The sequence below is a fragment of the Micromonospora sp. NPDC023814 genome (assembly GCF_040639595.1).
GTDB lineage: Bacteria > Actinomycetota > Actinomycetes > Mycobacteriales > Micromonosporaceae > Micromonospora.
On record NZ_JBFAAF010000045.1, the window covers coordinates 1 to 13,668 of the forward strand.

The window sequence follows — 13,668 nt, forward strand, 5'->3', positions numbered from 1 at the left end:
CTCACAAACACATGATCGACAGGCGGCTGCGTCCACGTTGCACACCCCCACCGCATCCCACCAGGTCAGACGGCCAATGGCGGCTGCCGTACTAGCGTTGACCTACGACGATATCGGCAGCGTTCGCACTGGCAGACACAGCGCTTTCGCCCTGCACACCCACTTGGTCTTCGTAACCAAACTCCGACACAAGGTATTCACCGACCGACACCTGACCCGCATGGAAGAGATCACGCGGGGTGTCTGCGCCGACTTCGAATGCGAGCCGGTCGAGTTCAACGGTGAGGCCGAACATGTGCACCTGCTGGTCAACGTCCCGCCCAAGATCGCCCTCACCCGGCTGGTCAACAGCCTCAAGGGCGTATCCTCCCGCCGGATGCGTCAAGAGTTCCCCGACCTTGCCCGCCACTACTACCGAGCCAACAAGCTCTGGTCAGCCTCGTGCTTCGCGGGCTCCATCGGCGGCGCACCCCAGACAGCCCTTCGCCAATACATCGAGCAGCAGAACAGGCCGGGCTAGAAACGCTCGTGCCTAGCCGACCCTCCCACGCGGGCCTCCACCCCCGCCCAAAAGGGCGGAGCACTGGCCCGCATCTTGGTAGCCGATCGCGGTGGCGGTCAGCCCGACCACCATGACCAGGTGGGTGTCGGCCGCGGACCGGCCGATGCTGGCCGGGTGACGGCCTCGGCGAGGATCTGCCCGGCCCGTTGCACGTAGATCCGCCACAGCACGATCGAGGTGGCCAGTGCCAGGGCGAAGGCGATCGTGTGCCCGCCGCCGTACGGGCCCTCGCTGTAGGCGAGGCCGGCGACCAGGATCGTCTCGCCGAGCGCGACGAGGAAGAACTGCTGGTACCGCTCGGCGAGGTGCTCACCAGCGATGTCCCACCGGGAGACGGTCGAGCGGCCCAGCCCCGGCACCGGCCAGCCGAACCGGGCGGCCAGGTACTCGGCGGCGAGCGCGGTGGTCCACAGCAGCACCCGCGGATTGGTCGGCACGAACGCGCCGATGATCCAGAGCGTGCCGGTCGCGCTGTAGACGAGCAACATCCGCAGGTTCAGCCGTCGGTACGGGTGCGAGCTCAGGGCGAGCAGCAGGATCAGCGGGCGGGAGAGCTGCGCGGCCACGTACGCCACGGCGAACATCAGCCCGGTCACGGTGAACGCCCGGGTGATCGCCACCCCCATCACCATGCTGGCCACCAGGGCGGTGATGACGACAGCCTGCAACCAGGCGTGGTGCGGGTCGTACCGGCTGGTCGTCCACGAGGTGCCCTGCCACACCGCCCAGAGCGCGAGGAGGAGCAGCAGCGTCTTGGCGCCGCCGGTGACCGCGCCCCAGCCCCGGGCGCCCCCGGTCTCCAGCGCCAGGTCCTCGAACGAGCGGACCGAGATGCGGGTGAGCGCGAAGACGTACACCAGGTCGAAGAAGAGTTCGAGGAACGTCGGACGGTCGCCGGCCGGGGGCAGCCGGCGTCCCGCCTCGTGGGTGGCCACGGTCAGCTCGCCCCGCCGTCATGCGCGCCCATCCCGCAGTCGTAACACCGCCGACCGCCCGCCCGCCCGGCTACCGGGAAACCGGGGCGGGATCTTGATCCGGCCGGCCGCCGGCGGGCACGATCGACCGATGACGACCCGATGGGGCATGACGGTGCCGCTGGACGGCATCCCGCTCGCCGACCACGCCGCGGTCTACGCGGCCCTCGACCGGGCCGGTTACACCGACGTGTGGTCCTCCGAGGTCGCCGGGGCGGACGCGTTCACCCCGCTGGCGCTCGCCGCCGCCTGGCAGCCGCGGCTGCGCCTGGGCACCGCGATCACGCCGGTCTTCACCCGGGGGCCCGGCCTGCTGGCGATGAGCGCCGCCGCGCTCGCCGAGGCCGCGCCCGGCCGGTTCGCGCTCGGCATCGGCGCGTCCTCGCCGGTCATCGTGCGGAACTGGAACGCCGTGCCGTTCGACGAGCCGTTCCGGCGCACCCGGGACGTGCTGCGCTTCCTGCGCGCGGCGCTGTCCGGCGCGACCGTCGACGAGGCGTACGACACCTTCGCCGTGCGCCGGTTCCGCCTGGAACGGCCGCCGGCCGTGCCGCCGCCGCTGCTGCTCGCCGCGCTGCGCCCGGGAATGCTGAGACTGGCCGGCGCGGAGGCCGACGGCGTCATCCTGAACTGGCTCGCCGCCGGTGACGTGCCACGGGCGCTCGCCGAGGTGGGCGAGCGGCACCCGGGATTCGAGGTGGTCGCCCGGATCTTCGTCTGCCCCACCGAGGATGCCGCGCACGCCCGCGCCCTGGGCCGCCGGCTGATCACCAGCTACCTGACCGTTCCCGCGTACGCCGAGTTCCACCGCTGGCTGGGCCGGGAGGAGGCGCTCGGGCCGATGTGGCGGGCCTGGGCCGCCGGGGACCGGCGCGGCGCCGGCGCGGCCGTGCCCGACGAGGTGGTCGACGCCCTGGTGCTGCACGGCTCGCCGGAACACTGCCGCGAGCAGGTCCGCCGCTACGCCGACGCCGGGATCGACGTGCCGGTGCTGGCCCTGCTGCCCACCCCCGAGGTGGCCGCCGGTGGCACGGCGGCGCTGGCTGAGCTGATCACGCGGCTGGGTCGGGGTGAGCCGCGATGAACCTCACCGACCGGGTGGTAGTGATCACCGGCGGGGCCGGCGGCATCGGCTCCGCCCTGGCGCGACGGTTCGCCACCGAGGGCGCCGCCGCCGTGGTGGTGGCCGACCTCGACGCCGACGCGGCCCGCGCGGTCGCCGACGGCGTCGGCCCGGTCGCCCACGCCGCCGCCCTGGACGTCACCGACGAGGAGCAGGTCCGCGCGCTGGTCGCCGACACCGAGCGGCGGTATGGGCGGATCGACCTGTTCTGCGCGAACGCGGGCGTGACCACGAGCGGGGGAGTGGAGGTCGACGACGCCGGCTGGGACCACGCGTGGCGGGTGAACGTGCTCTCCCACGTCTACGCGGCCCGGGCGGTGCTCCCGGCGATGCTGACCCGGGGCGGCGGCTACCTGCTGCACACCTGCTCGGCGGCGGGCGTGCTGACCGCGGTCGGCGACGCGGCGTACACGACGACGAAGCACGCCGCCGTCGGCTTCGCCGAGTGGCTCTCCGTCACCTACCGGGACCAGGGCCTGCGGGTCAGCGCGCTGTGCCCGCAGGGCGTGGACACGCCGATGCTGGCCGAGGGGCTGGCCGCCGGGCACCTCGGGGCCCGGGTCATCGCCGCCTCCGGCGCGGTGCTCAGCCCGGACCAGGTCGCCGACTCGGTGATCGCCGGCCTCGCCGAGGAGCGCTTCCTCATCCTGCCGCACCCGGAGGTCGCCGCGTACGCCCTCCGCCGTGCGGAGGACCCGGACGGCTGGCAGGCCGGCCTGCGCAAACTCGTCCGCCGCCTCCGGGCGTAGTGAGTCATGGTGGGTAGCCGCGTCGGCGGTAGAGGCTGGTGCGGGCTTGGTGTCGGCGTCGGCGGCGCCAACGCGGCAACCGATCCGACTCCGCCACCCACGCATCGGCCTCCGGCACGGTGGCGGCGGGCGTCGCGCATTACAGGCATCCACAACTGCCGTTGCGGCATCAACCCGTCACCGACCCGGACGGGGTCCGTCTCCGGGGAGACGAGGTGCGGTCCGAAGAGGAGCTTCTGCCCGTAGCGCTTCGTTAGGCTAACGACCAGGGGATTAGCTGGATCCGTGTGTCCGTCACACCCCGCCGGGGAGTCAGGTGAACTGGTGAGTCTGCGCGAGCTGGAGGAAGCCCTCCCAGCATTGCTGGGCATCCGGTCGGCCGGGCGTCGACTCATCGACTGGGAGTTCATCCGGCGCGAGACGGGTGTCGTGCTGCCCTCGGACTTCGTTGCCCTCGCGGAGGCCTACCCGCCGTTCACGGTGGACGACTTCCTGGGTCTGCACATCCCGTCGGCCGGAGAGGAGCAGTACTTCGTCCGTGGCCTACAGGAGGGCCTGCGTAACCTGTCGGAGTTGCGTGACGCCGGGATGTCACACGGTCATGCCCCATACCCTGAGCCTGGCGGGCTTCTCCCCTGGGGCGATTCCGCCGAAGGTGACGTCTTCTACTGGCGCACAGCAGGCGCGGAAGCAGAGTCGTGGACCGTGCTGGTCGCCGGCCATAACGATGACTGGTGTGAGTACGACGGGAGTTTGACCTCCTATCTGGCCGCGAAGGTGCGCGGAACGGGTCCCCCAGACGGTCTGCCGCCGGATTTCCCGAGCCCGACGCCGGTCGTCGAGGTTGGCTGATACGTCGCCCCGTCTGGCACGGTGGCCAAAGTGGATCAAGACTGTAGATGATCAAGCGTCGTGGGGCGCGGAGACCTGACGGATCACCAGTGGGCGCGGCCGGAGCCGCTGCTGTCTATCGGCCGGGTCCTGGCCGGCGCGAACCGCCACGACTCACCACTGCTGGCACCCACCCTCGACCGGCTCGACGACCTGGGCCCACTGCCCGAGACCATCACCGTGCACCTCGACGCCGGATACGACTCCGCGGGCACCCGCACGCTGCTGGCCGAACGCGGCCTGACCGGCAAGATCGCCCACAAGGGCGACAAGGCACCCTCCAAGCCAGCCGACGGTGGCACGTCGAGCGCACCAACGCCTGGCACAACGCGTTCAACCGGCTCCAACGCTCTCTTCGACCTCGCCGACACGGTCATCACCGTCCGCAGCCTCATACGCCGTGCGTGGACCCTCTACTGGTGGGACAGCCGTCCCACCAGTCGCCCATAACCGCTGTCAACGCCGCCTGAATCCTGGCTCTGGCACACATTCTGTGATTGATCTTGGTGGCGGCTCACGGGTTGGTCAGGACGCGTTTGCGTAAGAGGTCGAGGTTCGCGCGGCCATACATCTGTCGCTTGATCGTCTTGATGCGGTTGACGTGGCCCTCGACCGGGCCTGAGCTCCAGGGCTGAGCGAGGCCGGCGACGACGGCATCGCGGTCGCTGACCAGACCGGCGGCGAAGCCGCGAATTTCGGAGTATCCGGCGTTGCGGGCGCGGTCGATCCAGGCGTCGAGGTGCTGTCCGGTGCCCTGGTGGCGGACCAGGGCGGCGAACCCGCGGGCGAGATCGGCAACGGTGTCGAGGTCGGGGCAGCGGCTGCGGGCGTCGGCGAGGTCGGTGCGGTCGTCGTCGGTGAGTTTGTGGCCGGGTCGCATGATCCAGGCGGTGATCCGCCGGGCCGACGGCACCCGGACTGCGGTCGCAGGGGTGGGTCGGGTGCGGTTCGTGGCGAGCCAGTCCCGCAGCACGCGCAGGCTGCCTTGGTAGCCGCGGGCCAAGATCTCGGCGTGCAGGTCCGCTGTCTGGTGGATGCCGTCGGTCAGTCGCTGACGCAGGTGGGTGTGAAACGGTGCGAGGACGCTGGGCCGGCTGCTGGCGTTCGGGCCGATCAACGCCTCGGCGGTCGCGGCGTGAGCGTATTTGCGGGCGGTTCTGACGTTCATGTCGAGGCGGCGGGCGGTCGCGCTGATCGACAGTCCTTCGGCCCGCAGGGCGTGCACGGCCGCGTGGCGTTGGCGGGTGTTCGCCGCCCGGCGGCCCGTCCTGACCGGCTCGTCCATGATCGGCCCAGCCAGGGCGGGCGTCGGTTCGGTGTGTTCCCGTAGGCATCGGCGGTGCCCACGGACGACTTTTTCGACGGCATCGCTGAGGTTCTTGAGCAGGTGCCACCGGTCGGCGACTTGAATCGCGTCAGGTGCTCCCTTGCGGGCGCCGTCGGCATAGCTGCCACCGCGGTCCCGGCAGATGATCTGGACGCCAGGATGGTCGCGCAGCCATGCGGCGAGGGTGTCGGCGGTGCGGTCGGGCAGGACGTCGATCGGCCGGCGGGTGTGCATGTCGAGCAGCACGGTGGCGTATCGGTGCCCCCGCCGTCGGGCGAAGTCGTCCACGCCCAGCACTGTCGGCGTCACCGGCGGCGGGTCAGGCATCCGCCGGATCATCCGGATCAACGTCATCCGGGACACCGACACCGCCAACCGATGCGCCAACCTGCTGCCCGATCGACCGCCCAAGGCCACCGCGACCGCTTCCAGGTCACCCGCCGCCAGGACCGTGTGGCGGGCATGCCTACGGGTCAGCCCAGGAACCTGCTCGACGAACGTCCGCCGCCGGCACCCGACGTTCCAGCAGGCGAATCGGCGGACCGTCAACGCGACCAGCACCTCATGGCCACCCAACCTGACATCAGCCAACCGCCGCACATAGCGACCATGCACCGTGGTTGACCAGGTGCCGCAAGCGCCGCACGGCGCCCGCACCGTCTGTGTCGCCGCGTCGATCCTGACCCCGACGCCGCGGACCACCACCGCGTCCAACCGCAGACCAACCAGATGAGGCAGCAACGCCGAAATGATCTCCACTCCGGCACCCAACCCGAACCTTCAGCGAGCACGACTCACAGAATGTGTGCCAGAGCCAGTTTTCAGGCGGAGCCGACAACCGCCCATCCCGCGCGAGCCCTTATCTACCGACCCACCGCCAAAGATCCACGAGACACGCCCTAAACGGGCACGGGAAACGACTGCAAGGCCGGCCAAGGGTGCTCAGCGCTATGCGCTCGCGTCATCGAGGGTCAGCGGGACGTAGCCGATACGGACGCACTTGGTTGTTGCGCTATCGGTAGGGCGGCGAAACGTCGGGTCGACGTGGCGACGAGAAGTCCGAGTGCGGCGTAGGCCGCGCCGAGCAGGCTGACGGCCGACCATCCCGTGGCGCTGTAGGCCCAGGTGGTGGTGATGGCACCGAGCGCGGAGCCGAGGGAGTAGAAGGCCATGTAGGCGCCGATAACGCTGCTGCTCTGGTCGGGACGGGCGGTGGTGAGCAGGTGCTGGCTGCTGACGTGAACGGCTTGCACTGCGAAATCCAGGACGATGACACCGACGATCAACAGCCACAGCGATGACCCCGCTTGAGCGATCAGCAGCCACGAGGCTGTGAGCAGGGCCAGCGACCAGCCGGTGACCGAGGGCGCCAGGCCCTGGTCGGCCCATCGGCCGGCCCGGGCCGCGCCCAGCGCCCCGGTGAGACCGGCGAGTCCGAACAATCCGATCTCGGTAGTGCCGAAGTGCCACGGCGCGTCACCGAGTGGGAGCGCCAGTCCGCTCCACAGCGTGCCGAAGGAGGCGAACAGGAAGAACGCGACCAGTCCGCGACTGAGGAAGAGTCGGTCGCCGACGACCAGACGACCCAGCGATGACAGCAACTGCCCGTACCGGGCTCGGGGGCGGCGGATGTCGACCTCAAGGGTGAGCCGGGTGGCGAGGGCCAGCATCGCGCACAGCCCGGCGAGTACGAGGTAGACCATGCGCCAGTCAGTCAGCTCGCCCAGCGTGCCCGCGACCACCCGCACCCCGAGGATCCCGATGACCACGCCCGAGGTGACCGCTGCGATGTTGCGGCCGCGCTCGCCGGTCGGTGAGACGACAGCGACGTAGGCCACCGTGATCTGGACAACCACGGCGAACAGTCCGGCCAGAGCCAGGCCCGCGATCGCGATGCCACCGCTGGGTGCGGCGGCGGTCACCCCCGCACCTACTGCTGTGAGCAGCAAGAGCACCGTGATGAGTCTGCGGCGATCGAACAGGTCACCCAGCGGGACCAACATCAGCAGCCCCGCGAGATAGCCGATCTGGCCGGCGGCGACCAGCCACCCCAGGACTCCTTCCCCCAGGCCGAGATCCTCGCCCGCGGCCCCGAGGACCGGCTGGATGCCGTAGATGGTCGACACCGCCACCGCGCACACCAGCGCGAGCACGGCCCGCTGCCTCCCGGTCAATCCTGACGACATGTCACCCTCCAGTAAGTTGCATAATGCAACTCATTTGAGGCTAGGGCATACTGGTTTCAGAATGCAACTCATCACGGAGGGGGCCAGTGGACGTCAAACTCGCTGCGGGAACGGCTTGGACCGACCCGACCTGCCCGGTCGCACGGACCGTCGACCTGATAGGCGACCGGTGGAGCCTGCTGATCATCCGCGACGCGATAGACGGGGCGACGACCTTTACTGAGTTCCATCAGCGGCTGGGGATCGCCCGCAACATCCTCACCGACCGGCTCCGCAAACTCGTCGAGCACGGCATCCTTGACAAGAGCGCCACCGACGGCAGACGACACACGTACCGGCTCACCGAAGCCGGGCAGGACCTCTTCACGGCCGTCGTCGCCCTCCGCCAATGGGGTGAGCGCCACGCCTTCGCCCCAGGCGAGCCGCACTCCAATCTCGTTGACGGCCAAGGGCGAGAGCTTGGCGAACTCCACCCGCTCGACCAGGACGGCGCGCCGCTTTCCGCCGAGGCGTCGCACGTTCGAAAAACCGGCTGAGAGCCGCGCAAGAACCCGTCCCATCGGGCCCTGCAATCGATGCCCCTCTACCAGCCTCGAGCCTGCGGCCGACTCGCCCACCGGAAACTGCAATGCGTCGCTCCGGACCTACTCAAGGACCAACGCCTTGCGGCCGAAAGCAGGTCCTCAAAGCCTTCACGATCCCAACGCGATCCCGCCCAACCGCGACCGAGAGGCGCGGCCATCACCGACAGCGACGATCAACTTGCTGAGAATGACTTGGTGATCACTAGATGCCCGCGTCGAGCGCCAGCGCCGTCGCCTCGCCGCGGGAGCTGACTTCCAACTTCTTCAGCAGACCGGCGACGTGGAACTTCACGGTGCTTTCGGTGATGCCGAGTTCGATGCCGATGGCCTTGTTGCGCTTTCCTTGGGTGACAAGGCGAAGTACCTCGAGTTCCCGCCGGTTCAGGCTGCTCAGCTTGCTTCCGTCGGAACGATCGGGAGCTGGAGCGAGTGGAAGGCTGATGGTGGCGCGGCTGCCCCAGTCGGGCACGGCGTCGAGCTCGACGGTGGCGCCTAGCGTACGGGCACGGCCGTCGAGCTCGCGGCGCAGGGCGTGGGTGTCAAGGCGGCCGGCGCCCTGGTCGCGCACATCGACCCGCAGCGACGTGCCGTCGCAGTCCCAGGCGACACGCAACCGTGCGAGTCCCGGCTGGGCGGTGAAGGCCAGCACGACCGTACGGGTCATGGCGTGCGCCGCGCGGGCGATCTCGCCGGGCACTGGGCGTACGTCCTTGGGCGGTGGCACGAAATCCAACTGCGCGTCGTGGTGGCGCAGCACCTGGCGGATCTCCTTGCGCAGCTTGGCGAACACGGCCGGCGCTGGTTCCTCGGACGAGGCCAGGTCGGACTCCTGAGCGGTGCGCAACGCCACGAGTGCGGCGGACGCCGAGTCGGTGGCGGCGAGACGGGCGCGGCGATCGTCGAGGCCGGTGGAACGCAGCGTCGTGAGAATGGTGACGAGCGCGGTCTCGTGGGCCGCGGCCATCTCCGCGATCGTGCGTGCCCGCTCGGTCGACGCCGCGCGCGATTCAGCGAGGTAGTCCGGACTGGCCTGGGCAACCTGCTGCCGGATCGACGTCGCGACGATACCGAAAACCTCCGCCAGGACCTCAGGCTGAGGAAAGCGCCTGGCCGCGCTGCGAGCGACGAGGACGAGCAGCGTATCCACCGGATCCCGCACCACCCACACCGCGCGGGCCTCCCCGGCTATCGTCGCCGTGGTGCAGAGCGGCCGACCGGGTTCGATGCGCGTCTTGAGGTCCTCCAGCTCCGCGAGAGTGACCTTGTTGATCGTTTCGATCGCCCCGGCCACCTTGCGAGGGCGGCCGGTGCACTCGCGGGTGAAGATGATCAGTGCGGTATGCGGCCAGCGGTCGGCCAGGAACCGGGAGAACCGTCCGGCGATCTCGTGCAGCGGCCCCTCGATCACCTCACGCAGCCCGGCAAGTTCCGTTCCCACTCGAACACCCTAGCCGAAAGACCAGGTTTCTCTCGTCCGCCGGCCAGGTCGCGTACAGGGAAAGCGCAGCTAATGTCGCTGTCGCATCTACCGCCGATCGAAAGAGGAACCATCTCCATGCCACAGCAGGTGCGCGGTGTCATCGCCCGTTCCAAGGGTGCGCCGGTCGAGCTGACGGACATTGTCATCCCCGACCCCGGTCCCGGTGAGGTCGTGGTCGCGGTGGCCGCCTGCGGGGTGTGTCACACGGATCTGACCTACCGCGATGGCGGGATCAACGACGAGTTCCCGTTCTTGCTGGGCCACGAGGCCGCGGGCACCGTCGAGAGCGTCGGCGAAGGCGTCGAGTCGGTGCGACCCGGTGACTTCGTCATCCTGAACTGGCGAGCGGTCTGCGGTCAGTGCCGGGCCTGCAAGCGGGGCCGCCCGCAGTACTGCTTCAGCACGTTCAACGCGACCCAGAAGATGACCCTGACCGACGGCACGCAGCTCACCCCCGCCTTGGGCATCGGCGCATTTGCGGACAAGACGCTCGTGCACGCCGGTCAATGCACGAAAGTTGACCCGTCCGTCGACCCGGCCGTCGCGGGCCTGCTCGGCTGCGGGGTCATGGCCGGCATCGGCGCGGCGATCAACACCGGTGCGGTGGGACGCGGGGACTCCGTGGCCGTCATCGGCTGTGGGGGAGTGGGTGACGCCGCCGTCGCCGGCGCTCGTCTGGCCGGCGCCTCGACGATCATCGCCGTGGACCGCGACGCACGCAAGCTCGAGTGGGCCCGAGACCTCGGAGCCACCCACACCGTCGACGCCTCAGCCACCGACGCCGTCGCCGCGATCGCGGAGCTGACCGGCGGGTTCGGTGCCGACGTCGTGATCGACGCGGTCGGACGGCCGGAGACCTGGAAGCAGGCGTTCTACGCCCGCGACCTTGCGGGCACCGTCGTGCTCGTCGGCGTGCCCACCCCGGACATGCGCCTGGAGATGCCGCTGCTCGACATCTTCTCCCGCGGCGGCGCGCTGAGGTCTTCCTGGTACGGCGACTGTCTGCCTGAGCGGGACTTCCCCATGCTGATCGACCTGTACCTGCAAGGCAGGCTGCCGCTGGACAAGTTCGTCACCGAACGCATCGCGATCGACGACGTCGAGAAGGCGTTTCACACCATGCACACCGGCGAGGTGCTGCGCTCGGTCGTGGTGCTATGAGTGGCACGCTGCGGATCGACCGTGTGGTCACCTCCGGGGTGTTCCAGCTTGACGGCGGCACGTGGGAGGTGGACAACAACGTCTGGCTCGTCGGCGACGACGACGAGGTCGTCATCGTCGATGCCGCTCACGACGCCGAGTCGATCACCGAGGCCGTGGGCTCCCGTGCCGTCGTCGCCGTCGTGTGCACACACGGGCACAACGACCATGTCACCGCCGCGCCGCGTCTCGCCAAGGAGTGCTACGCGCCGGTCCTGCTGCACCCCGGCGACGAGGAGCTGTGGCGGCAGAGCCACCCGGACGAGAAGTTCTGGCCGGCGATCGACGAGCAGCGGATCGCCGTGGCGGGCACGGAACTGCGGGTGATCCACACCCCTGGGCACTCGCCCGGGTCGATCTGCCTGCACCTGCCCGAAGCAGGTGTCCTGTTCACCGGCGACACCCTGTTCTCCGGCGGCCCCGGCGCCACCGGCCGCTCGTTCTCGGACTTCCCGACGATCATCTCCTCGATCCGGGAAAGGCTGCTCACCATGCCTGGCGACACCCGGGTCCACACCGGTCACGGTGACGGCACCACGATTGCCGCCGAAGCCCCGCACTTGGACGAGTGGATCGCCCGCGGTCATTGACTCGGGTACGTCAACCCCACCAAGGCTAGAGGGTCACCAGGAAGCCCTCGACCCGGTCCGCGCCGGCCAGCACGCCCAGCTCGGTGGCGGCTACCCCGGTGCCCCGGTCGCCACACAAAATAACTGCCTGAAACAGATGGAAAGCGATGGCCTTCACGTCAGTGGCGGCCATCGCTCAACACCAGTCACCTGGAGGCGAGATCGGTGACGGGATTCGGTGCGGGATTCTGAGCCGGCGATGCCGGCCTCTAAAACTGCCGGAGGTTGGTGACAGGCCGAGTGTCGTCCGTTTGGACGAAGCGGTAGGGGCTCACTCTCGCCGGCGGTGATGGTGCTGCCGAGAGCGGGGTGGGCGGGTTGGCCGAGCCCGTACGGGCACGGCGGTTGACGCGCCGCAAGCCGGCCCGCAGGGAGCGACCTGCGGCGCGAGGTGCCGGCCCGCGCTCCCCGACGCCGACACGGCCGGGGGCATCGACTGGCCGGCTCTCGATCTCCAGAATGGAGTGATGACAGCCGACGCGACCCCGCGACGACATCCGCTCCTGCCCGTCCTCGCCGGTTCCCGAGCCGTCCTCGTCGGCCGGGACACCCCCGACCCCGACGCCGACCATGGCTTCGGCCACGGCTACGAGTCGGCGGTGGAGGCGACCAGGGCGTTGGCCCGCACCCTTGTCTCCCCGAACATCGGTACGCCCTTCCTCGAAGCGCACACCGAACAGCTCGTGCGCGGGGAGTCCCCCGACGCGGTGATCGACGCCGTGCGCCGGGCCGCCGCGGCGGCGTCGGACACGTTGCTGTTCTCCTACGCCGCGACCGGCCCGGAACACTGGGAGACCCCGAGGGCGCGGAGCAGCAGACCGAGGATCCGGGCGGCCGGCGGTCCGTGCTCAGGAGGGTCGCCGACCTGCTGCGGGACAGTGCGGCCACCCGACTCGTCGTCCTGCTGGACTGCGGTTCCGCGCAGATCGCCGCGCGGCACTTCACCCGGCCGGACCCGCCGGCCGGTCACCGGCACGGCGCACAGTTGTCGCTGCTGGGCGCTGGCCGGGTGATGCTGTTCGGGAGCGAGATCGACCCATTCACGAGCACCCTCACCAGAGCGCTTCAGGCAGGGGTCGACGGCGGTCCCGAGGCCTTGGATCTGGTGGCGCTCGGCAACGCGGTGCGGGCCAAGTTCACCGAGCTGCGGTACCAGGTCGAGAACGAGTACATTCCGGGAGCGAAACAACTACTCCTCCACGGCGGCCACGAGGTGGCACTCGGCATCAATCGCGCCTTTCCGCCCGATGACCGCGACGTCGCCCTGCGGTATCCGCCCCGCTATCCCGGCGCCTTCTTCGCCCACCCCGACGCCGTGAGTGAATTCGAAGGCTACTGACCCGACGACGTCGGGCCCGGGCGCCCCACCATGTCGGATCGGCGCGGGGGGACAGTGGCCGCCGAGGCCCCATGGGCCGGCTAGTGGGCCGCCGAGGGGCTGAGGCGGCACGAGACCGATCCGAGCCTGTGGTATTCCGCCGACGGCCTGCCCTACGGCTACGACGTCCAGGTTCCGGACCTCGAAACCGACCCGGAGGAGCTACGGCTCGTCGAGCGGGCCACCGGGATGACGGTGCGCTGTGACATCGTGCTCCACGTCTTTGTCAGCGACCTCGCCGCTCGACCCGCCCTGGCCCGGATCGCGCACCGGCTGGCGCGACGGGCCGAGGGCCTGGTCCTCGTCGAGTTCCCCGGACCACCCTCGGCGGACCTGCTCCGCCGACTGAGCGACGCGGGCCAGTGCGTCCGGGCCGGCGACACGGTGTATCTCGACGCGGCGGCGACGGGCGCGTGGATCGCCCATCCCGACTTCCACGTGGTATGTACGTCGCCAAGGAGTTCAACCGGGTCCAGGACGGTCAGGCGTACGTCGACGAGCAGAACGTGCTCGAGTTTCTGAAGGAAGTCCCGCACGAGGTGCGCCTGGTCTGCGGGCCACGCTAGGTCGTGACACCGGGTGGGT

15 protein-coding genes and 1 pseudogene are annotated in these 13,668 nt (G+C 69.8%); 11 read left to right on the forward strand and 5 right to left on the reverse strand.

The genetic code is table 11. From position 1 onward, the window contains the following. Window positions 1–112 precede the first annotated feature (112 nt). Window positions 113–520, forward strand: a complete 408-nt coding sequence (tnpA, locus tag AB0G14_RS22625) for an IS200/IS605 family transposase (protein WP_357700488.1) — start codon at window positions 113–115, stop codon at window positions 518–520. 98 nt (window positions 521–618) lie between these two features. On the opposite strand, the gene AB0G14_RS22630 is transcribed toward tnpA, so the two are convergent. Beyond that, complete coding sequence (locus AB0G14_RS22630) at window positions 619–1,497, reverse strand: low temperature requirement protein A (protein ID WP_357700393.1); 879 nt, start codon at window positions 1,495–1,497, stop codon at window positions 619–621. A 148-nt stretch (window positions 1,498–1,645) separates the two neighbouring features. On the opposite strand from AB0G14_RS22630, the gene AB0G14_RS22635 reads away from it, so the two are divergent. The 4 genes and pseudogenes from AB0G14_RS22635 to AB0G14_RS22650 all read left to right on the forward strand — a co-directional run. Beyond that, window positions 1,646–2,620 (forward strand): LLM class F420-dependent oxidoreductase, encoded by a 975-nt coding sequence (locus AB0G14_RS22635; protein WP_357700490.1) that lies wholly within the window; start codon window positions 1,646–1,648, stop codon window positions 2,618–2,620. Then, on the forward strand, window positions 2,617–3,408 hold the full coding sequence (locus tag AB0G14_RS22640) for an SDR family oxidoreductase (protein WP_357700396.1): 792 nt from the start codon (window positions 2,617–2,619) through the stop codon (window positions 3,406–3,408). Before AB0G14_RS22635 ends, AB0G14_RS22640 begins: the two co-directional genes overlap by 4 nt. Window positions 3,409–3,732: 324 nt before the next feature. Further along, window positions 3,733–4,260, forward strand: coding sequence for a hypothetical protein (locus AB0G14_RS22645; protein ID WP_357700398.1), 528 nt, complete (start codon window positions 3,733–3,735; stop codon window positions 4,258–4,260). 111 nt (window positions 4,261–4,371) lie between these two features. After that, window positions 4,372–4,749, forward strand: a pseudogene (locus AB0G14_RS22650) (transposase); the annotation flags it as partial. A 64-nt stretch (window positions 4,750–4,813) separates the two neighbouring features. Here AB0G14_RS22650 and AB0G14_RS22655 read toward each other — a convergent pair. Next, on the reverse strand, window positions 4,814–6,385 hold the full coding sequence (locus AB0G14_RS22655; protein ID WP_357700400.1) for an ISL3 family transposase: 1,572 nt from the start codon (window positions 6,383–6,385) through the stop codon (window positions 4,814–4,816). Between the two features lie 212 nt (window positions 6,386–6,597). After that, entirely contained in the window at window positions 6,598–7,779 is a 1,182-nt protein-coding gene (locus tag AB0G14_RS22660; RefSeq protein WP_357700403.1) for an MFS transporter, read from the reverse strand. Between the two features lie 119 nt (window positions 7,780–7,898). On the opposite strand from AB0G14_RS22660, the gene AB0G14_RS22665 reads away from it, so the two are divergent. Next, a complete protein-coding gene (locus tag AB0G14_RS22665) occupies window positions 7,899–8,348 on the forward strand; it encodes a helix-turn-helix domain-containing protein (RefSeq protein ID WP_357700405.1) in 450 nt (149 codons plus the stop codon). A gap of 250 nt (window positions 8,349–8,598) precedes the next feature. Here the strand turns inward: AB0G14_RS22665 and AB0G14_RS22670 are convergent, their stop codons facing one another. Beyond that, a complete protein-coding gene (locus AB0G14_RS22670; RefSeq protein ID WP_357700408.1) occupies window positions 8,599–9,834 on the reverse strand; it encodes a LuxR C-terminal-related transcriptional regulator in 1,236 nt (411 codons plus the stop codon). Window positions 9,835–9,951: 117 nt separating this feature from the next. On the opposite strand from AB0G14_RS22670, the gene AB0G14_RS22675 reads away from it, so the two are divergent. Beyond that, window positions 9,952–11,037 carry an S-(hydroxymethyl)mycothiol dehydrogenase gene (locus AB0G14_RS22675; protein WP_357700492.1) on the forward strand — a complete coding sequence of 362 codons (1,086 nt, stop codon included), beginning with the start codon at window positions 9,952–9,954 and terminating at the stop codon, window positions 11,035–11,037. Further along, window positions 11,034–11,666 carry an MBL fold metallo-hydrolase gene (locus AB0G14_RS22680; protein WP_357700410.1) on the forward strand — a complete coding sequence of 211 codons (633 nt, stop codon included), beginning with the start codon at window positions 11,034–11,036 and terminating at the stop codon, window positions 11,664–11,666. The genes AB0G14_RS22675 and AB0G14_RS22680 overlap by 4 nt, the downstream gene beginning before the upstream one ends. Before the next feature lie 25 nt (window positions 11,667–11,691). Here AB0G14_RS22680 and AB0G14_RS22685 read toward each other — a convergent pair whose 3' ends face one another. Continuing rightward, the gene (locus AB0G14_RS22685; protein ID WP_357700413.1) at window positions 11,692–11,838 is read right to left on the reverse strand and encodes a hypothetical protein; all 147 of its coding nucleotides are present in this window, start codon (window positions 11,836–11,838) and stop codon (window positions 11,692–11,694) included. 334 nt (window positions 11,839–12,172) lie between these two features. Here AB0G14_RS22685 and AB0G14_RS22690 point away from each other — a divergent pair, with 334 nt between their 5' ends. The 3 genes from AB0G14_RS22690 (at window position 12,173) to AB0G14_RS22700 (ending at window position 13,649) form a co-directional block, all read left to right on the forward strand. Further along, window positions 12,173–12,718, forward strand: a complete 546-nt coding sequence (locus AB0G14_RS22690; RefSeq protein ID WP_357700416.1) for a hypothetical protein — start codon at window positions 12,173–12,175, stop codon at window positions 12,716–12,718. Then, a complete protein-coding gene (locus AB0G14_RS22695; RefSeq protein ID WP_357700419.1) occupies window positions 12,691–13,044 on the forward strand; it encodes a hypothetical protein in 354 nt (117 codons plus the stop codon). Before AB0G14_RS22690 ends, AB0G14_RS22695 begins: the two co-directional genes overlap by 28 nt. A gap of 482 nt (window positions 13,045–13,526) precedes the next feature. Then, window positions 13,527–13,649, forward strand: a complete 123-nt coding sequence (locus AB0G14_RS22700; protein ID WP_357700422.1) for a hypothetical protein — start codon at window positions 13,527–13,529, stop codon at window positions 13,647–13,649. The last annotated feature ends 19 nt before the right edge of the window (window positions 13,650–13,668 follow it).

Bases quoted from the DNA above. Each gene is read 5' to 3' on its own strand.
- AB0G14_RS22635 (WP_357700490.1), top strand. From the start codon at position 1,646: ATGACGGTGCCGCTGGACGGCATCCCGCTCGCCGACCACGCCGCGGTC.
- AB0G14_RS22640 (WP_357700396.1), top strand. From the start codon at position 2,617: ATGAACCTCACCGACCGGGTGGTAGTGATCACCGGCGGGGCCGGCGGC.
- AB0G14_RS22675 (WP_357700492.1), top strand. From the start codon at position 9,952: ATGCCACAGCAGGTGCGCGGTGTCATCGCCCGTTCCAAGGGTGCGCCG.
- AB0G14_RS22680 (WP_357700410.1), top strand. From the start codon at position 11,034: ATGAGTGGCACGCTGCGGATCGACCGTGTGGTCACCTCCGGGGTGTTC.
- AB0G14_RS22685 (WP_357700413.1), bottom strand. From the start codon at position 11,838: ATGGCCGCCACTGACGTGAAGGCCATCGCTTTCCATCTGTTTCAGGCA.
- AB0G14_RS22690 (WP_357700416.1), top strand. From the start codon at position 12,173: ATGACAGCCGACGCGACCCCGCGACGACATCCGCTCCTGCCCGTCCTC.
- AB0G14_RS22700 (WP_357700422.1), top strand. From the start codon at position 13,527: ATGTACGTCGCCAAGGAGTTCAACCGGGTCCAGGACGGTCAGGCGTAC.